This is a genomic window from Methylobacterium sp. ap11 (assembly GCF_900110515.1).
In the GTDB taxonomy this organism is placed as follows: Bacteria; Pseudomonadota; Alphaproteobacteria; order Rhizobiales; family Beijerinckiaceae; genus Methylobacterium; species Methylobacterium ajmalii.
The window spans coordinates 1-17,319 of the sequence record NZ_FOEB01000035.1; the positions used below are offsets into that span (position 1 = coordinate 1).

Annotated in this window: 17 protein-coding genes; 10 read left to right on the plus strand and 7 right to left on the minus strand. The window is 68.0% G+C overall.

Annotation, left to right across the window (positions count from 1 at the left end):
* Positions 1-73: 73 nt before the first annotated feature.
* From istA to BMX97_RS29815, 6 genes are all read left to right on the plus strand, one after another.
* A complete protein-coding gene (gene istA, locus BMX97_RS29785; protein WP_091754759.1) occupies positions 74-1,117 on the plus strand; it encodes an IS21 family transposase in 1,044 nt (347 codons plus the stop codon).
* The gene (istB, locus tag BMX97_RS29790; RefSeq protein ID WP_091754760.1) at positions 1,114-1,908 is read left to right on the plus strand and encodes an IS21-like element helper ATPase IstB; all 795 of its coding nucleotides are present in this window, start codon (positions 1,114-1,116) and stop codon (positions 1,906-1,908) included. Before istA ends, istB begins: the two co-directional genes overlap by 4 nt.
* A gap of 90 nt (positions 1,909-1,998) precedes the next feature.
* Positions 1,999-2,535: a helix-turn-helix transcriptional regulator gene (locus BMX97_RS29795; protein ID WP_091754761.1), complete on the plus strand. Its 537-nt coding sequence runs from the start codon at positions 1,999-2,001 to the stop codon at positions 2,533-2,535.
* A 64-nt stretch (positions 2,536-2,599) separates the two neighbouring features.
* Positions 2,600-3,223 (plus strand): acyl-homoserine-lactone synthase, encoded by a 624-nt coding sequence (locus tag BMX97_RS29800; protein ID WP_091754762.1) that lies wholly within the window; start codon positions 2,600-2,602, stop codon positions 3,221-3,223.
* An 8-nt stretch (positions 3,224-3,231) separates the two neighbouring features.
* The gene (locus tag BMX97_RS29805; RefSeq protein WP_091754763.1) at positions 3,232-3,528 is read left to right on the plus strand and encodes a hypothetical protein; all 297 of its coding nucleotides are present in this window, start codon (positions 3,232-3,234) and stop codon (positions 3,526-3,528) included.
* A 609-nt stretch (positions 3,529-4,137) separates the two neighbouring features.
* Positions 4,138-4,785 carry an SOS response-associated peptidase gene (locus BMX97_RS29815; protein WP_091754764.1) on the plus strand — a complete coding sequence of 216 codons (648 nt, stop codon included), beginning with the start codon at positions 4,138-4,140 and terminating at the stop codon, positions 4,783-4,785.
* A 138-nt stretch (positions 4,786-4,923) separates the two neighbouring features.
* On the opposite strand, the gene BMX97_RS29820 is transcribed toward BMX97_RS29815, so the two are convergent.
* Complete coding sequence (locus BMX97_RS29820; RefSeq protein WP_091754765.1) at positions 4,924-5,844, minus strand: LysR substrate-binding domain-containing protein; 921 nt, start codon at positions 5,842-5,844, stop codon at positions 4,924-4,926.
* Positions 5,845-5,952: 108 nt separating this feature from the next.
* Between BMX97_RS29820 and BMX97_RS29825 the strand changes: the two genes are divergently transcribed.
* Positions 5,953-6,219 carry a helix-turn-helix domain-containing protein gene (locus BMX97_RS29825; RefSeq protein WP_082743006.1) on the plus strand — a complete coding sequence of 89 codons (267 nt, stop codon included), beginning with the start codon at positions 5,953-5,955 and terminating at the stop codon, positions 6,217-6,219.
* A gap of 93 nt (positions 6,220-6,312) precedes the next feature.
* Here the strand turns inward: BMX97_RS29825 and BMX97_RS29830 are convergent, their stop codons facing one another.
* Both BMX97_RS29830 and BMX97_RS34015 read right to left on the minus strand, forming a co-directional pair.
* The gene (locus tag BMX97_RS29830; RefSeq protein ID WP_091754766.1) at positions 6,313-6,852 is read right to left on the minus strand and encodes a hypothetical protein; all 540 of its coding nucleotides are present in this window, start codon (positions 6,850-6,852) and stop codon (positions 6,313-6,315) included.
* A 1,709-nt stretch (positions 6,853-8,561) separates the two neighbouring features.
* On the minus strand, positions 8,562-8,771 hold the full coding sequence (locus tag BMX97_RS34015) for a hypothetical protein (RefSeq protein WP_091754767.1): 210 nt from the start codon (positions 8,769-8,771) through the stop codon (positions 8,562-8,564).
* Positions 8,772-9,069: 298 nt separating this feature from the next.
* On the opposite strand from BMX97_RS34015, the gene BMX97_RS29840 reads away from it, so the two are divergent.
* The gene (locus tag BMX97_RS29840) at positions 9,070-10,557 is read left to right on the plus strand and encodes an 8'-apo-carotenoid 13,14-cleaving dioxygenase (RefSeq protein WP_091754768.1); all 1,488 of its coding nucleotides are present in this window, start codon (positions 9,070-9,072) and stop codon (positions 10,555-10,557) included.
* Between the two features lie 67 nt (positions 10,558-10,624).
* On the opposite strand, the gene BMX97_RS29845 is transcribed toward BMX97_RS29840, so the two are convergent.
* From BMX97_RS29845 to BMX97_RS29860, 4 genes are all read right to left on the minus strand, one after another.
* Complete coding sequence (locus BMX97_RS29845) at positions 10,625-11,275, minus strand: methyltransferase domain-containing protein (protein WP_091754769.1); 651 nt, start codon at positions 11,273-11,275, stop codon at positions 10,625-10,627.
* 459 nt (positions 11,276-11,734) lie between these two features.
* Positions 11,735-12,946: an ABC transporter substrate-binding protein gene (locus BMX97_RS29850; RefSeq protein WP_091754770.1), complete on the minus strand. Its 1,212-nt coding sequence runs from the start codon at positions 12,944-12,946 to the stop codon at positions 11,735-11,737.
* A 42-nt stretch (positions 12,947-12,988) separates the two neighbouring features.
* Positions 12,989-14,425: a glutamine synthetase family protein gene (locus tag BMX97_RS29855; protein WP_091754771.1), complete on the minus strand. Its 1,437-nt coding sequence runs from the start codon at positions 14,423-14,425 to the stop codon at positions 12,989-12,991.
* A 41-nt stretch (positions 14,426-14,466) separates the two neighbouring features.
* Positions 14,467-15,849, minus strand: a complete 1,383-nt coding sequence (locus BMX97_RS29860; protein ID WP_091754793.1) for an aromatic ring-hydroxylating dioxygenase subunit alpha — start codon at positions 15,847-15,849, stop codon at positions 14,467-14,469.
* 234 nt (positions 15,850-16,083) lie between these two features.
* Here BMX97_RS29860 and BMX97_RS29865 point away from each other — a divergent pair, with 234 nt between their 5' ends.
* Both BMX97_RS29865 and BMX97_RS33240 read left to right on the plus strand, forming a co-directional pair.
* Positions 16,084-16,884, plus strand: coding sequence for an IclR family transcriptional regulator domain-containing protein (locus BMX97_RS29865; RefSeq protein ID WP_060850978.1), 801 nt, complete (start codon positions 16,084-16,086; stop codon positions 16,882-16,884).
* A 172-nt stretch (positions 16,885-17,056) separates the two neighbouring features.
* Positions 17,057-17,215, plus strand: coding sequence for a hypothetical protein (locus tag BMX97_RS33240; protein WP_177202401.1), 159 nt, complete (start codon positions 17,057-17,059; stop codon positions 17,213-17,215).
* The last annotated feature ends 104 nt before the right edge of the window (positions 17,216-17,319 follow it).

Below are 17,319 nucleotides of genomic sequence, written 5' to 3' on the forward strand. Positions count from 1 at the left end.
GAAACTGACCCAGTCGCCGACTGAAACCTGACCCAGGCCGTAGGCTGGGCTCCTTCTGCGGGAGGAGGCCCGGATGGTGGGTGAGGAGGCAGCGTTGGAGATCCGGGTGTTGCATCGGCACGGGAAGGGCATCCGCGAGATTGCCCGCGCGACGGGTCTGTCGCGCAACACGGTGAGGCGCTACCTGCGCGACGAGGCGGCGGCGCGCTACAAGGGGCGGCCACCCCGACCGGGCAAGCTCGACCCGTTCAAGGGGTACGTGGTGGAGCGCCTCGCGGCTGCGGCGCCGGAGCGGATCCCGGCCAGCGTGCTGCTCGGCGAGCTGCGCGAGCGGGGCTATGCGGGCGGCTACACGATGCTCAAGGAGTTCGTCGCCGGCCTGGCGCCGGCGCCCGCCCCGCAGCCGGTGGTGCGCTTCGAGACGGCGCCGGGCGAGCAGATGCAGGTCGACTGGGCGGTGATGCGGCGCGGCGCCGACCGGCTCTCGGTGTTCGTGGCGACCATGGGCTGGAGCCGGGCGACCTACCTCGAGTTCGTCACCGACGAGCGCCTCGAGACGCTGATCGCCGCTCACGAGAATGCCTTCCTGGCCTTCGGGGGCGTGCCGCGCGAGGTGCTCTACGACAACATGCGCACCGTGGTGGTGGAGAGGAACGCCTACGGCCGCGGGCGTCATCGCTTCCAGGCTGGCTTCCTGGACTTCGCCCGCCATTGCGGCTTCCGGCCCCGGCTGTGCCAGCCTGGGCGCGCGCAGACGAAGGGCAAGGTCGAGCGCTTCATCCGCTACCTGCGCGGCAGCTTCTACGTGCCGCTGGCCAGCCGGCTCGGCCAGGAGGGGCTGGTGCTCGACCGGGAGGCGGCCAACCTGGCGGCAGGTCGCTGGCTGCGCACGGTCGCCAACCAGCGGGTCCATGCCACGACCGGCGCGGTGCCGGCCGAGCGCCTGGAGGTGGAGCGGACGCAGTTGCAGCCGGTGCCGCCGCCCTACGGCGGACGCTCGGTGCGCCAGATCCAGGCCCCGGCGGTGCCGGCTCCCGCCCACCTGGTGGTCGGGCTGCAGCACCCGCTGGCGCTCTACGACGGGCTCTCGGGCCTGATGACGGGAGAGCCGGCATGAGCGACCTGCAGCATGCCCGCCTCGCCGAACTCTGCGCCGAGTTGCGCCTGCAGGCGGTGCCCGCGGCCTACGGCGCGCTCGCGCAGGCGGCGTCCGAGCGCGACACGCCCTATGCGGTCTTCCTGGAGGAGGTGCTGCGGGCCGAGCGCGAGGCCCGACGCACCCGGGCACGGGAGATGTTCGCCCGGGTGGCAGGCTTCCCGGCGGTGAAGACGCTGGAGGGCTACGACTTCGGCTTCGCCACCGGAGCGCCGCGGGCGCAGATCCAGGAACTGGCCAGCCTGGCCTTCGTGGAGCGGGCGCAGAACGTGGTGTTCCTGGGTCCGTCCGGCGTGGGCAAGACGCATCTGGCGATCGCGCTCGGCTACCTCGCGACGCAGCGTGGGATGAAGGTGCGCTTCACCAGTGCGGCGGACCTGGTTCTGACGCTGGAGACGGCACAGCGCCAGGGGCGCCTGAAGGAGGCGATGCACCGGGCGGTGAACCTCTACCGCCTGCTGATCGTCGACGAGATCGGCTACCTGCCGTTCGCGCGCGATCAGGCGAACCTGTTCTTCCAGGTGGCGGCCAAGCGCTATGAGCGGGGCGCGATGATCCTGACCTCGAACCTGTCGTTCGGGGCGTGGGACCAGGCGTTTGCCGGCGACGCGGTGCTGACGGCGGCGATGCTGGACCGGGTGCTGCACCACGCCAGCGTGGTGACGATCACGGGCGAGAGCTACCGGCTGAAGGACAAGCGGCGCGCCGGGCTGGTTGCGCGGCCAGTGCGGGAACCAACGGTTCCTGCGTGAGGGGTGGGTCAGATTACGATCGGCGACAAAGCCAAAGGTGGGTCAGACTTCAATCGGCGTTGACAGTTTGGTCATATTCTGCTCGATGGCATGCCACAGCCATGGCTCAAGCGTTACGCATCCCGCGGATACATCTATCGCGATGCGACGGTGCGCCGGCTCTTCGTTGATCAGGAGCCTTTCACCTGGTCCTCTGCATTGAAGTGGCATTCTGATGATCCGACGGCCGTGCGGATCATGCACGAGGCGGCCGATCATGGAGCCCGCGAGGGCCTGACGATCCCGCTCCTCACGCTCGACGCCAATCTTGCGGCGTGCAGCCTGTCTGGTCACCGCCTTGAAGTACCGCCCGACAAGATCGGCACGGTGCAGCTCATCACCACCTACGCGGCCGCGCGCCTGCTGCTGCTGCGCGGGACCGAGGCGGCTGAGGTGCATCTGACCGATCGGGAGCGCGAAGTCCTGCAATGGGCGGCCGATGGCAAGACGGCGTGGGAAACGGGTGAAATCCTCGGGATCTCGTCCAAGGGGGTCGAACATCACTTGGGTGTGGCGCGCAAGAAGCTACGCGCCATCAACACAGTTCAGGCTGTCGCCAATGCGCTGCGCCAAGGTCTCATTCACTAGGAAATTCCCTAGTACAAAAGGGGGCCGCAAGCCCAATAATCCTGGAGCAATCTGGGGAAATGCAATGATTCACGTTGTCGATGCTTCGAACATTTCAGAATATGCGAGCGAAATCGAGGCGGTTTGGCGCTTGCGTCATCAAGTGTTTGTCGAGGAAATGGGCTGGCGTGATCTTGATAGGCCTGACGGGCGAGAGATCGATCAATTCGATACGCCCGCTACCGTTCATCTCTTGGCGATCGATAACGGCCAAGTGATCGGGTATAGCCGGCTGGTCCCGACCCTGGGGCCGCACCTGATGTCCGAGGTGTTCCCCTACGCCTGCGAGGGCGAGGTGCCGCGCGGTCCACAAATTTGGGAGTGGACCCGGCAGGCTGTCGCAACGTCGCATCGCGCTCGAGGCACATCCCGCCTCGTCACGGTAAGACTTCTCGCCGGCATCGTGGAATGGGGCATGGCTCACGGCGTCACGAGCGTCACCACGCTCATGCCGATGTCCTACTTGGGGCCGTTCCTCGACGCGCATTTCCGAGTCGTCCCGCTCGGGTTGCCGCTGGAGATCGATGGCAAGCGCACCCTCGCGGGCCAGGCGCATTTCGATGCACGCACCCTGCGTCGGCTCGGCGAGATGAGGGGTGACACGACCCCGGTGCTCGTGAACCGCTCGGCCGCCGCTCGTGTTGCGTGAACTCGGCGATGACCACGTCGAATCACCCCGTCCCTGAGGCTGAGGACGTTGCGACCATCCTGCCGGCCATCGTTCAAGCCCTAGAGAAAGTCGCGGACGCGCTCGACGTGATCGTGGATGTGGCGTGCCGAGCTGCGATCCTGCCCGAGGAGACCGCCGACCTGCTGAACGACGTCGGCCAGACCTTGATCGCGCAATCACGCACCATCATGCACGAAGCGCACGAGCGAGCTCGGGGAGAAGCGGGGTGCGCCCGTCGCCCACCGCCTGGCGGCACCATCGATAGCACGGACGAAGCAAGCTGAGGGGAATCAGCGCCGGACGCGGGCATCTGTCAGCATATCCGGGGTGACGTCCTTCTCGAAGCACAACGGCGTAGCGCCACGGGGTCGATTGTAGGCGCTACGCCGGCCGCACGACCGGCCGGCCCGGTCGTGCTGGTAGGGGCAGGCACACGGCCCGTCATAGCCAGCGATCGACTCGGCGATGAGGCGCTTCGCGATCTCCGCGTCGGACGGGCCAGCCGGCGCCCTACGTGGTCGCTCCGACGCAGGTCGGGGCGGCTGCAGTATCCTGGGATCGAACGGGTTCTGGACTGAGGGTTGCCCGGCTGGCTGCGCCATAACCTGCCCAACACATCGTCCCAGGCCAAACAGGAGAACGGCATAAAATATCGCGGAGACTACAACCGCGATTGTAGCGCCGATGCGAATTTCTCCCTCGCTGGGCAAGGGGTACTTCCACGCGCGAGGTTCGAGCGCATGTCGAGCAGATGAAACCCGCAATCGCTTATCAGCCTCGCTCCGGTCAGTCACGCCGACCCCCTAGGGTTGTACTTCCACGTCGGCTGTTGTCTCAGGCCCCTCGCCCTGCATCAAGGGACGAGCAGAGCCGGATCGGCTACGATCTCCGCCATGTGCAACCTCTACAGCTCCGCCCGCTCCCAGGACGAGATCCGGCGCACCTTTGCGGTTGACCGCGACGAGGCCGGTAACCTGCCGCCGATGCCCGGCATCTTCCCCGACCAGATGGCGCCCGTCATCCACAGCGCCGACGGCGCCCGGGTGCTGACGATGATGCGCTGGGGCTTCCCGCCGCCCCCGAAGGTCGGCACGCAGCCAGTCACCAACGTGCGCAACGTCGCTTCGCCCTACTGGCGTCCCTGGTTGAAGCCGGCGCACCGCTGCCTGGTGCCGGTCACCTCGTTCAGCGAGTACGCCGACACCAAGCCGCGCAAGACGCCGGTGTGGTTCGCCCTCGACGAAAGCCGGCCGCTGTTCGCTTTCGCAGGGATCTGGCGGCCCTGGACCGGCGTGCGCGGGCCGAAGCGGGACGAACCGGTCGAGGAAGAGCACCGGCTGTTCTCGTTCTTGACGACGGAGGCGAACGGTGTCGTCGGCCCCGTGCACCCGAAGGCGATGCCGGTGCTGCTCACGTGTGCGGAGGAGTGGCGTATCTGGCTCGAGGCACCGGCCGAGGACGCGCTGCAGCTCCAGCGGCCGCTCCGAGACGAGATGATGGCCGAGGTGGCACGGGGCGAGCGCCAGGACGGGCAGGTCTGATCAATCCACCGTGCGCCAATTGCCCCCGCGATCCCGAAGGTCGAGCACGGTGCGCCGCTTGAGCCCTGATGCGCTGTGTGCCGTCCATCGATGCGAGGGCGGGAGGACCGGGCCCGCGCCTGTTCGGCCCTTGCGCCCTCACCCCTGATCCGGCTCTGGTGCCTGCTGCGCCTCGAGGATGCGGTTGCGCTCGCGCCGCACCATCGCCAGGAACGACCGCGCCGCCCGTGACAGGGGGCGTTGCGTCGGGTGCAGGACCGCGATCTCGAACGGGATCGCGGGGCGGAACGGGACCTGTACCAGTGACCGACTGTCGAAGGCCGCGGCCGTGAACGGGTCGAGAAGACCGATCCCGAGGCCACGCCCGATGAGGGTTGCGACCAGCGCCGCGTATTGCGCTTCCAGGACTGGGCTGCAGCTCAGGCCGGCTCGGGCGAAGGCCTGGTCGAGGCGCTGGCGGGACAGGCTCGTCTGCGGCAGCGCGATGAGCGGCTCGCCGATCAGGTCCTGCGGCGTCACCTCAGCATGGCGCGCCAGTGGATGATCGCACGGTACGGCGAGCATGAGGGGCGCCCGGCAGAAAGTCTCGACGGCGACGCCTCCGCGCGCCAGCGGCAACTCTGCAAAGCCGAGATCGATCGTCTGTGCGGCCGCGAGTTCCTCGATGCGCGCGGAGGTCTGGACCGCGAGGGTGATGTTCGTGCGAGAATGCTGGGCGCGGTAGGCTTCAAGCACGGCGGGCATCAGGCCGAAGGCCAGGGCCGGCAGGGTGGCGAGGCAGAGCTTGCCGGTGTCGGCGGCTCGGATATCGGCCGCGAGCTCCCGGATCCGGTCGACGGAGCTGAACGTGCGCTCGACGGCCTCGAACAGCAGGATCGCCTCGGGCGTGGGAGTGAGGCGGTTCCGCACGCGCGCGAAGAGCGGGATGTCGATGGCGTGCTCGAAGGCATCGATGAGGCGCGAGATAGCGGGCTGCGAGAGCCCTACGAGCTCGGCGGCGCCCTTGGTCGTGCCGGCCTGCATCATCGCCCGAAAGGCTTCCAGCTGGCGAATGTTCATGGACTGACGAGCCGGAAGGTCTGGGTGATACGGACGATCCGCGACGAGTAGGCTCGAAGGGGACCATAATCCGTGGATTGATCGTCCTGCAAGGGCTCGCTAGCCCTCATGAACGGGCGGACTCTCGTGGGGCGGAATGTGCGGCGTTTGCGGGTGGCCCTCGGGTTGACCCAGGAGGCACTGGCTGTTGATGCAGGCCTCGACCGCAGTTACGTCGGCCGCATCGAACGGGCGACAGAAAACCCGACGGTCGATGTTCTCGATCAGCTGGCAACCGCCCTCAAGGTCGAAAGCTGCGAGCTGCTGCGGCGACCCGAGGACGGAGAGCCGCCCCCTGCAAAGATGAAGGCAGGTCGGCGTCCCAAAGTCGTCTGATGGGACCGAGTCCGACTCCTCCAGACTGGCCTTGGCGAACGCTCGGGATCACCCGATACCGCAGCGGTGCCTTGATCCGCTCCGTCTCGATGCTCATGCCGTCTGCCGGACAGGCAGGCTGCCTGCTTCGATGACCCCGCTCTCCACGAGCGCGAGGCTGTCGTCGTGGACGAGGTCGCCGACCAGGAATGCGAGGAAGCGCTGGAGATCGCCGAACAGGTCGCTCCGCCCGCCGTAGTAGGCGCAGATGGCAGGTTCCTCGCGGCCGGGCGCCCAGATCAGGTACGTGGCTTCGTTCGTGCCGTGGTTAATGCCGAACAGAGCGACTTGCGCCCCGCTGAGCTCTGCCCTGAATGCGCTCGACGCGGTCCTCGCGTGGAAGTCCCGGCTCGCGCGCGTCCGGATGATGGCGGCGTCGATGTCCTCGAGGGCCAGCCAGTTCTGGTCGAGCGCCGCCTTTCGCCACGTACCGGCGAACGCGTAGCGTTCCTTCAGCATCGGGCTCAGACGTGCCGCGCCCGCAAGGGTCGAGATCTCATCGGCCGGATCGGACGGGTCGCTCCGCGATTGCTGGATGCCGTCCTCCTGGTTGAGGCGCCAGAGCCGCCGTAGGAGATCGCTAACGCTGTCCATGGGGTTCCTCGCTGCGAGGCTGGGGCCCGCTGCCACACCGCGGTCGACGCCGCGAGGGGAGGGAGGGGGCGCACGATCGATGTCCGCGAGGAGGAGAACCAGCTTGGAAGGCTTCCTCCGCGCGGCGTGACGGCGGTACCGGAAAGAGGCTCGACGGCCGGCATCCGCGGCCGGTCGGTTCCGGGCGTCGGCGGTCTCATGACCGATACCCGCCTATCCGGAGCCTGCGCCATGCTCGACCGAGGTTTTTTGGCGTCGCGCTCTTCGGGCTGACTGAATCGGCGGTCGGTTCCGGCACCTGGGGCGAACGAGGTCTGGAGACCCCGGGGGATGGACGGGCTGCGGCGCCCAAACACAATCCATCCGGGCGTCCATCGCGGCGGCGCGCCACCGATGCCGGTCATGCCCGGCAGCAAGCTGCGAGCGAAAGCCCGCTTCCTCCCCCGGGTGTCGAGCGGCCGGCGTCACAGTCCGGGGCCAGGCCGCGCGGCGACCGCGCCCTCCAGGACGCTCCGCCCGTTCCAGGGTCGTGGTGCGACTGATCGAGCGATGCATGGATCGCTTCCCCGACAGGCCCGTGTCCGCGGTGCGCCCCCGCAAACGAGCCTCGACCACCCATAGTCGGGGAGTTGGAAAACCGAGCACACCCGGTCCCTACGACCTTTAGCACCGGGGCGCCTGGACATACGTCGCAGGCTCCCCGACCGCATGGTCAAGGAATCCGGTGCCCAAGCCGGCGGGCACCAAGCCGATGTGCTAGGGGTTTCCACGCCCCAGGGTGGCGCGTACCACCCCGCCGTCATCATAGGCGTTCCGCTCCCGCAGATCCACCACCCTGCAGGAGTCTCGTCGAAAATCTGACGCTGGGTTCGGCGAGCGATCGACGCCGTTCCCGGCGCGCGAAAGCGGCTAGTGGAGACCTATCCGATGTCGGCTCAAGGGATCGCTGTGTCGAAGCAGGGAGCGGCCTGCCCATTATGGATCGGCTGAGGCTTCACTTGCGCCAGCCTTCAGGACCTCATTGCATTCTTCGACATGATCCCTGCGCCGGCCGCGGTCTCGGACGGTCCCCTGGTCATCGGCCTCCTCGAGGGTCAATTCGGATTGAACCATGAGGCCAGGATCGCGACAACAAGCCCGGACATCGAGACCCAGGCAGAACGGCGGGGCAAGACGACGATTGCGATCCTTTCACGCTGCGGCATGGATGGGTTAGGTCGAATGTACGCTCAACAGGATCAAGGGCTGCGACGTGATTTTGCGCTGGCTCGCCCGTTTTCATGCTGCCCGCGTCGCCCGGTGCGATCTGGTCGAGCGTGATGCCGGAAATCTCGTCACGCGGTTCGGGAGTTCGGCGTACTTCGTGGCCCGGGACCGTGCCAGGGCTGCGCGCGACGGCAGGACGTTCGACGGGAACAGGCCGAGAGGTCATTGGGCAAAGGTGAAGCGACGCATCGCCGCCATGTCGGGCCGCGCAGGCGGCCTCGACACCGCCACGCGCTGGATTGAGCCGGGCGAGGACGCGCAGCCTCCCCGGTAGGATGACCCCAATGGGCGCTTGCTCGCGTTTCCCCGGAAAGGGCGAGGCCCTACGAGCAGAGATGCTCACCTAGCGGCATCTCTGCATGAGCGAGTGACGCAGGTCGATACCCGAACGTCCGGGCAATCGGGCGTCCCTCGGCCGCCATGAGCAAACCCGTGTCCCGTGCCTAACGCAGGGTCGGGGATTCGCCGGGCTTCAGGTGGGGTTCGCCTCCGTCCGGACCGCTGAGGGCAACATGATCGTTGAGGCGTCCGAGGTGTTCGAAGACATGCTCGAATGCGTTTGTGACCGCCTGCTCGAAGGAGCCATCGCCTCTCCCGGCTGCGTCCCTGAGGGCACTGAGCAAGGCGCGATGCTTTTCGGTATCCTCGGACATGACATCCTCCCGGCCAGCGTGAGTACCACTTCGGAAAGCCAATCTCCCATGACCGACCTCGGTTCCTGTGCCGCACCGATCACGAATGCTCGAAGGCGCCGTAGCGAGATCAGGATCGACCCGCGATGATCCGTCGCCTCCGCCCATCCCGGTCCGTCCTGCTTCCGAAGGCCCGTTGCGTCGCCCGCACGACCCTCATGGGGCGGGACCGCAACCGGTCCTCGGGCGTGCTTCACCACTCGGGGCCTTCCGACGTGGTGACGGTCTGGCCCGCCGTCTGATCCAGGGATCGCTGCCGATGTCGAATCGCGCCCTGTTGGCCTTCCGCGCTGTCGCCGAGCTTGGCGTTGCGCTGCTGGCGGCCTGCAATCGATTGCGTCTTCCGGGTATGCCGAACCCCTTCGTGGTCGGCGTCCACGAACCCATGCGCGAGGAGCTGTCGCTAAAGAGCCCGGTCGTCAGCGGGACGATCCCGCCGGGCCTCGACGGCCTCTACCTCAAGATGGGGGCCAATCCCGTCCGTCAGACGACGCGGGGCCACGACTGGTTCCTCGGCGACGGCATGGTCCACGGCCTCGCGATCGAAGCGGGCCGGGCATTGTGGTACCGCAACCGGTGGATCGGCTCGCGCAAGGCGGCCGCTGCGCTCGGACGGCCGGCCGCACCCGGGCCGCGGCGGGGTGGCAACGATACTGTCAACACCAACGTCGTCGGGATTGGCGGCCGGGTCTTCGCGGTCGTCGAGGCTGGCAGCTTCCCCGTCGAGCTTTCGCGGAGCCTCGAGGAACAGCGCTACAATCCGTTCGACGGGACGCTCGCCGGATCTTTCACCGGGCATCCGCACCTCGATCCGCTGACCGGCGAGACCCACGCGATCGCTTATGACGGCCGGGTCTGGGACAGCGTGCGCCACGTCGTCCTCTCGCCAACCGGGCGGGTCGTGCGGGACGTGCCCGTTGCGGTCGAGCACGGGCCCTGCATCCACGACTGCGCGATCACGGCGCGCTTTGCGATCGTGCTCGACCTGCCGGTCACGTTCTCCTTCAAGGCATTGCTCGCCGGCTACCGCTTCCCGTTCCGCTGGAACCCCGGCCATGGGGCCCGGGTGGGCCTCCTTCCGCGGCAGGGCGGGGAAAGCGACATCCTGTGGTGCGAGGTCGAGCCCTGCTTCGTGTTCCACGTGGCCAACGCCCACGACGACGCCGACGGGCGGGTGATCCTCGACGTCGTCGCCTACGACACGGTGTTCAGCGCGGCCGCGGGCGGGTTCGACGGCCCGGGCAAGCTCGAGCGCTGGACGATCGATCCCGCGACGAGGCGGGTCGCACGGCGGGTGCTCGACGCGACCCCACAGGAATTCCCCCGCATCGACGAGCGGCGTTTCGGGCAGCGCCACCGCATCCTCTACACGGTCGGCGTGCCCGCCGACGGCAACACGCAGCTTGCCGGGGCAACGCAGCTCTACAGGCACGATCTCGAGACGGGCGAGCGCCGGGTGCACGAGTTCGGGCAAGACCGGATCCCAGGGGAGTTCATCTTCGTGCCGGTACGTCCCGGGGCCGGCGAGGATGAAGGCTGGCTCGTCGGGTTCGTCATCGACACCGCGCGCGACACGACGGACTTCGCCATCCTCGACGCACGCTCGTTCGAGGCGCCGCCCGTCGCTACGATTCATCTCGGCCACCGCATCCCGCCTGGCTTCCACGGCAACTGGTTTCCGGCATCGGCGCAGGGGGAGCGCGCCGACGACGCCGCTCTCGGGATCGGTGCCGACCCGGGGTCGTGACGCGCAAGGCCGGCGCCACAGCGATCGGCTACGAAGCGGCCTCTCGTCGGGGTCGATCGTCGTTTCCTCAGGCGATGAGGGTCCGGCCGATCACCGCCGTCATCGGGTCGCCTGGGCCTCCCTCCCGCCTGAGGGCGTAGGCGTCGATGCGGGAAAAGCCCGCCCGCTCGAGATAGAAGCCGACGAGCTGAGCCTGTCGTGCGGCGTCGAGACCATGCCAGATCGCGACGGCCTTGGTGGGAAAGCAGCGGTTCGAGAAGGAGATCACCACCGGAGCGCCGGGGCGCAGCACGCGGGCGACCTCGGAGAGCACGGCGACGGGCCGCTGCAGGTACTGCACCGAGACGCAGATCAGCACGGCGTCGATGCTCGCCGTTTCGAGCGGCAGGTGCGCCTCGGCGTTGAGATCCTGCACGAAGCGCCGGGTCAGGCGTGGGTTGGCCGCGAGTTCCGCGGCGTTCAGCCCGTGACCGACGACGCTGGCGTAGGTGACCTCATCCGGCAGGTGACTGATCCAGCTCGACATCAGGTCGAGGATGTCACCGCCCGTCGGGACAACCTCCCTGTACAAATCGGTGACGGCAGCGATCGCCCCAGCGTCGATATGAGCCACGAAGCGAGGTTGGCTGTAGAACAGCGGATCGGGATTGCGGTCCAACTTCCCGAATGCGTTCGGCGGCAAGTCCGGCAGTTCGTGGTCAAGCGGATCCTGGGCCATCGTCGGACATGCCTCCGGACCGAGCGGCTCGCCGACCGGAATGGCCTGAGCATGAACCGTGGGTCCGCTGGTGAGTCTGGGGAGGGTCCGGCGAACTCCCAGAGCGGGCGTTCAAGTTGCCGCACGCTCGTGATGACGCGGATGCGGGGTCGGATGCATGACGGGTGTAGCCTGCCAGGTATCCGGGGCATGCGGCCAGGGACGCCGTGGCCGACGGAGGTCGCCTCGCCGATCGCTGGATCGTCGTCGAGACGGCCCGGACGCAATCAAGGTCGACACGGATTTCCATGGGCGGTGACGTCCGAGGCGACCGCGGCCGTCACCGTCTCCTCCACGGTCAGGGAGAACCGATAGGCGCGCTCCCGGATCGCCTCCGGGAGGCCGATCGCTCTGCTCCAGGGCTTTTTAAGCTTGCATTGCGCCGTCGAAAAGCCGGTATCGACCTCGTCGGGCCATGCTCTATTGCTTGATCTGGCAATCGCCGTCCTTCATCGAGCGGAACGCTTGATCGCCGGCAATGGTGGTCACGAGTTTGTAGTAGTCGTAGGGCCGCTTGCTTTCCGAGGGAGGCTTGACCTCGTACAGGTACATGTCGTGTACCGCACGTCCGTCCGGGCGGATCGTCACGGTGCCGAAGAGCGGGTCGTCGATTGGGGCCTTGCGCATCGTCCCGACGACCCGGTCGCCCTCGACCGTGCCGGCGTCGCGCACCGCGCGGAGATAGGCGAGCGTCGCCGAGTACACCCCCGCATGGTCCTCCGTCGGCCGACGGCCGTTCATGAGGGCACCGAACCGCTCGCCGAACGCACGTGTGCGCTCGTCACGGTCCCAGTAGAAGGCGGAGACGAGTTGCAGGCCCTGCGCGGTCGCGAGACCCAGGGAATGGGTGTCGGAGAGCTGGATGAAGAGCGCGGCGACCTTCATCTTCGGCGTCAGCCCGAACTCGCCGGCCTGCTTGATGGCGTTGATCATGTCGGCTCCGGTGTTGGCCAGGGCCAGGACCTGTGCGCCCGCGCTCTGAGCGGTGAGCAGCGCCGAGGAGAAGTCGCCGGTGCCGAGGGGAAGCCGCGACCCGCCGGTCGAACGGCCGCCTGCCCCGACAAGCGCCCGCGTGGCATCACGCTCCAGGGCGTGGCCGAGGGCGTAATCGACGGTGAGAAAATACCATTGCTGCGCGCCGCGCTCGGCCAGCGCGCGCGCCGTGGCGGAACCCTGCGCCCAGGTGTCCGACACCCATTGCACGGTCGTAGGCGCGCAGAATTTCCCCGTCAGGTCGGAGGTCATCGCGCTCGAGGCGAGCGCGACGCGATTGCGCTCACGCATCAGGTTGGCGACCGCGAGGGCGACGCCGGAATTCGGCAGGTCGACGATCGCCGCGACGTTCTCCTGGTCGAGCCAGCGCCGGGCGATGCCAAGGCCGATATCGGGCTTGTTCTGGTGGTCGGCGGAGAGAAGCTCGACCTTCAAGCCACCGCTCTCCCGCGCGAAGTCCTCGAGCGCGAGACGGGCGGCGGCCACGGAGCCGGCGCCGACCTGGTCCGAGAAAGGACCGCTCATGTCGCTCAGGACCCCGATACGGACGGGCTGGTCGAGCGCCCGGCCCGGATCTGGCAGGCCGAGGCAGGCCAGGGCGAGGGCAACGACGAACCGGAACGTGCGACCAGGCTTCATCTCTCGTCATCCCCTGCCAGCTTCTACCAGATGATCGGTCGATCAGAAGATCTCGAAATACTCGCGCTGCTCCCATTCGGTGACTTCAGACTGGAAGCGCTCGATCTCCGCGTTCTTGATGTGCGTATAGTAGTCGATGAACGAGTCGCCGAGGGCGCCGCGAAAGAACGGATCCTCATGCAAGGCTTGAACCGCCTCCCGCAGCGACTTCGGCAGCAGCGGCGCCTCGGCCTCGTAGGGCGTATCGGCGCTCGGCCCGGGATCGAGCCCCCGGTCGGCGCCGTCGAGCCCGGCGAGGATCTGCGCCGCCATGTACAGGTAGGGGTTCGCCGCCGGCTCGCCGACCCGGTTCTCCAGCCGCGTGGCCGGATCGCCCGGGCCGCCGAGGACGCGGATCATCACGCCGCGGTTGTCGCAGCCCCAGACGGCGCGGTCGGGTGCGAGCGAGTAGGAGCGGTAGCGCTTGTAGCCGTTGATGGTCGGGGTCGTGAAGACGCTCGAGGCGCGTGCGTGTGTCAGCAGCCCGCCCAAGAACCCTGTGCCGAACGCCGAGAGCGGCCCCGGGCCGTCGGGGGGAACGAAGGCGTTGGCGCCGGTCCGTACGTTGCGCAACGACTGGTGCAGGTGCCAGCCCGACGAGACCACGTTCGGGATGCGCGGCCGGCACATGAAGGTGGCGTGGTATCCCTGCCGGCGGCAGATCTGCTTCACCGCGCTGCGAAACAGCACCATCAGGTCGGCGGGCGCCGCGCCGATCGTCGGCTGAAATGTGAACTCGCACTGACTCGGCCCGTACTCGACCTCGATCGAGCGCAGCGGCAGGCCGAGGGCGACGATATCCTTGCGCAGGATCTCCAGGACCGGCTCGACCTGGTCGTAGCGCTGCTCGGTCAGATACTGGTAGCCGTGCGAGATCAGGCTGACGTCCGGGGGCGTCCCGGGCTGCCCGGCGTCAGCAGGTGCCAGGCGGGCGTCGTCGAGCTTGAAGATGTGGAACTCGACCTCGAGCCCCGCGACGTAGTCGAGTGAGCGCTCGGACAGTGTTTCGAGGACGGAGCGGTAAAGGCCGCGCGTCGCGAAGGGGACGGGGCGGCCGTCGCGGAAATGGAGGTCGCAGAGCAGCCACCCGGTCCGCGGCGCCCAGGGCAGCGTTCGGAACGTCGTGGGGTCGGGCACCATGATGACGTCGGCCGCGCCCTCCATCTCCCGCATGCCGAACCCGCCGCCGGCGCTGAAGACCGGAAAGACGGTACGATGCGCGGTGTCCTTGGCGAGCATCGTCGTGGTGATCGCGCATCCGGCCTCGAGCGCCTTGACGGCCTCGGCGGCGACGAGCGTCTTGCCCCGCAGGATCCCGTGCTGATCGGGGAAGGACAGTCGCACGGTATCGATCCGGTCGGGATCGCAAAGCTCGCGCACCTCGCGGGCCGCATCGGCCTGCGCCGCATTCCACAATCCATGGTCCTGCACGAATGTCACGGCCGTCGTCCTCCGGCTCAGGCGGCGCTCGAGGCGCCGTTCTACTCGGCCGCGTCCCGGCGCGGCGCAGGGGGCGCGACCGGCGGGGCGACGTCCGGGGTCGCGTCGGAGGGGAGGCTCGGCATCCATGGGGCCCCGCGGCGGCGGCGCACGTCCACGTCCATCCAGTAGGTCTCCCAGCCCTTCGACGGGCCGATCCCGTCCATCGTCGCGGGCCCCTGGATGCTTCTCGCGTGCCGCGCGTCGAGCACCATCAGCGGGGCGTCGCCCGAGGCAGCCTTGTCGATCTGTTCGCGCAGGATGCGGCGGTAGAGGATGATGGCCTTGTCCGATTGCCCGAGATGCTCGCGCGTCCGGTCCTGGATCGGCCCCATCGACTCGACGGCCCACTGGTCGTGGACGTTGATGTCGAGTCCCATCCCCGTATAGGTCGAATGTGCCTGCTCGTGCGGGTCGAACCCGTAGTCGTTTGTCTTGTTCTTCCGCGAGCGATACTCGGGCAACTCGTAGAGTTCCAGGCGTTGCTCGCGCATCCTCTGCTTGTCGACCGGCGCGCCGTAGCTCGTGAAGATCGCATACCAGTAGCAATTCTCGTCGTCGACGGGAACATGCCATTGGGTGATCGTCATGTCCGCGGACATCGGAATGACGAAGGCATGCGGGAAGACCTGGTTCGTGACGCGCACATGGGTGCGCTCATCGTCGATTTCGCGGAGCGCGATCAGGCGCATGCCGTATTCCGTGCGCTCGACGTTGATGATCGGCCGGTCGTACTCGCGAAGAATCCTCGTCATCGGCAGGTCGCTGTCGGCCGAAGCGGCACGGAACTGCTTGCCGTAGGAGGCGGAGGTGTCCTCGTCCTCGAAGAAGCGGTGCAGGAACGACGCGTGCGCCGGATCGATCCCGACCTCGAGCGCCTGCAGCCAGTTGCACTCGAACAGGCCCTTGAATGCGAACGTATAGGCGTCGGGTGCCAGGAAGCAGTCGAGCTCGGGGAAGGCCGGCGGCTCGCCCTCGCCGAGATAGGCATACAGGATGCCGCTGTGCGCGATCACCGGGTAGGCACGCTGCCGGACGTTCTGGCAGAGCTTGCTGCCCGCCGGCTCGGCGGGCGTCTCGAGGCATCGCCCCTCGACGTCGAACAGCCAGCCATGGAAGGCGCAGCGCAAGCCCCCGGCCTCGCGTCGGCCGAAGGCGAGGTCGGCGCCGCGATGCGGGCAGTCGCGATCGAGGAGGCCGTAGCGCCCGGCCTCGTCCCGGAACAGCACGAAGTTCTTGCCGAGCAGGCGTACCGGCACCACGGGACGCTCGCCCTCCAACTCGTCCACCAGGGCGGCCGGCTGCCAGTAGCGGCGCATCAGTGCGCCGAGCGGCGTGCCCGGTCCGGTGCGGGTGATGTGGTCGTTCTGCTCACGGCTCATCATGGCGGCGGCCTCCGGCGAGCGTCTGCCCATCTCAGCTGGGCCTGTCGGTTTGTTCGTTGAACGAACATATGTTCGAATAGTATGCCAGTCTGGAGCCGTTGCAAGCTCGAACGGTGTGCAGGGTCCGCCCAACGCGACGGCGCGTACCCGGGAACACGGCCCTTGCCAGGCCACGCAGGGCCACGCACACGGGGCCCGGCCTATCGCTTCGGGTTGCCCACCAGAGACCGGTTCATGCCGCGCGTCAGACGTTCCGAGACAGACCAGCGCCTCGTCGACGAGCATGGACCGGACTTCTCCGAGGCGCTGGCGCGGGGGCTGCGCATCATCTCGGCCTTCGGTGCCGAGCGTCCCATGATGACGCTGGCCGACGTCGCCCGGGCGGTGGACCTCCCTCGGGCCACCGTGCGGCGGGCGCTCCATACCCTGGACCGCCTCGGCTACGTGCGGTCGGATGGGCGGCTGTTTCAGCTGACACCCAAGGTCTTGTCCCTTGCGACCGCCTACCTGGCGTCCAACAGCCTGTCGGCGACGCTGCAGCAGGCGGTCGAGCGGGTCGCAGGCCGGCTCAACGAGGCCTGCTCGGCGGCGATCCTGGACGGGGACGACATCGTGTTCATCGCCCGCGCAGGACCGACGCGCCTGCTCGGCGTGGGCGTCGACGTCGGCTACCGGATCCCGGCCTATTGCAGCTCGATGGGGCGGGTCCTACTCGGCGGTCTCGATGACGGGGACCTTGCCGCGTTCCTGGACCGCATCCAGCCCGAGCCGCTGACGCCGCAGACCCTCGTCGACCGAGCCGCGTTGGGGAACGCCATTCGCCGCGATCGCGAGCAGGGATACTCGCTCGTCGATCAGGAGGCCGAGGTCGGATACCGCTCTCTCGCGGTCCCGGTGAAACGCTACGACGGGCGGATCGTCTGCGCCCTGAATGCCGGGGCGAATGTCGACCGGGTCGCGGTAGACCGGATGCTGGAGACCTTCCTCCCCGTCCTGCGCGACATCGCGGCGATCCTCGAGCCGCAGATGGTGTGACACGGCACGTCGGTTTCGGACCTCGTCCGGACCATTCCCTATGGAGGGGCCGAGGACGCCACGCGCCCGGGCACAGCCGTCGAGGATACGGCGGCCAGGCAGCAGCGGCCCGGACGGTGGCGGTGGTGATCGGCTTTCCCGTGACGATCAAGGCGGCGGCCAGGAGGGGAGGGTGCTGAAGGCCGGCGACCCCTACGGCTCGATCCAGGTGCCCGGTGGCATCGAGCCGACCCGCCGGCTCCCGGAATTCTGCCGCGGCGGCGCAGTGATCCTGAGGTATCTTGAGGCCACCGCGACAGCGTCGGCGATGAACAGGCGGCTCCGGCGGTGACGGTCCTCGCCCAACGTTGCAAGCGCGCGCTCACCGACCGACATATCCGCATCGCTCGGAATCCGGCTTGACATCGTCGACGCAACGTTGGAGCCTGCTTTTGA

What these genes read in the sequence shown, in the direction of transcription:
- istA (WP_091754759.1), top strand. Translation starts at nt 74, where the DNA reads ATGGTGGGTGAGGAGGCAGCGTTGGAGATCCGGGTGTTGCATCGGCAC.
- istB (WP_091754760.1), top strand. Translation starts at nt 1,114, where the DNA reads ATGAGCGACCTGCAGCATGCCCGCCTCGCCGAACTCTGCGCCGAGTTG.
- BMX97_RS29795 (WP_091754761.1), top strand. Translation starts at nt 1,999, where the DNA reads ATGCCACAGCCATGGCTCAAGCGTTACGCATCCCGCGGATACATCTAT.
- BMX97_RS29800 (WP_091754762.1), top strand. Translation starts at nt 2,600, where the DNA reads ATGATTCACGTTGTCGATGCTTCGAACATTTCAGAATATGCGAGCGAA.
- BMX97_RS29805 (WP_091754763.1), top strand. Translation starts at nt 3,232, where the DNA reads ATGACCACGTCGAATCACCCCGTCCCTGAGGCTGAGGACGTTGCGACC.
- BMX97_RS29815 (WP_091754764.1), top strand. Translation starts at nt 4,138, where the DNA reads ATGTGCAACCTCTACAGCTCCGCCCGCTCCCAGGACGAGATCCGGCGC.
- BMX97_RS29820 (WP_091754765.1), bottom strand. Translation starts at nt 5,844, where the DNA reads ATGAACATTCGCCAGCTGGAAGCCTTTCGGGCGATGATGCAGGCCGGC.
- BMX97_RS29825 (WP_082743006.1), top strand. Translation starts at nt 5,953, where the DNA reads ATGAACGGGCGGACTCTCGTGGGGCGGAATGTGCGGCGTTTGCGGGTG.
- BMX97_RS29830 (WP_091754766.1), bottom strand. Translation starts at nt 6,852, where the DNA reads ATGGACAGCGTTAGCGATCTCCTACGGCGGCTCTGGCGCCTCAACCAG.
- BMX97_RS34015 (WP_091754767.1), bottom strand. Translation starts at nt 8,771, where the DNA reads ATGTCCGAGGATACCGAAAAGCATCGCGCCTTGCTCAGTGCCCTCAGG.
- BMX97_RS29840 (WP_091754768.1), top strand. Translation starts at nt 9,070, where the DNA reads ATGTCGAATCGCGCCCTGTTGGCCTTCCGCGCTGTCGCCGAGCTTGGC.
- BMX97_RS29845 (WP_091754769.1), bottom strand. Translation starts at nt 11,275, where the DNA reads ATGGCCCAGGATCCGCTTGACCACGAACTGCCGGACTTGCCGCCGAAC.
- BMX97_RS29850 (WP_091754770.1), bottom strand. Translation starts at nt 12,946, where the DNA reads ATGAAGCCTGGTCGCACGTTCCGGTTCGTCGTTGCCCTCGCCCTGGCC.
- BMX97_RS29860 (WP_091754793.1), bottom strand. Translation starts at nt 15,849, where the DNA reads ATGATGAGCCGTGAGCAGAACGACCACATCACCCGCACCGGACCGGGC.
- BMX97_RS29865 (WP_060850978.1), top strand. Translation starts at nt 16,084, where the DNA reads ATGCCGCGCGTCAGACGTTCCGAGACAGACCAGCGCCTCGTCGACGAG.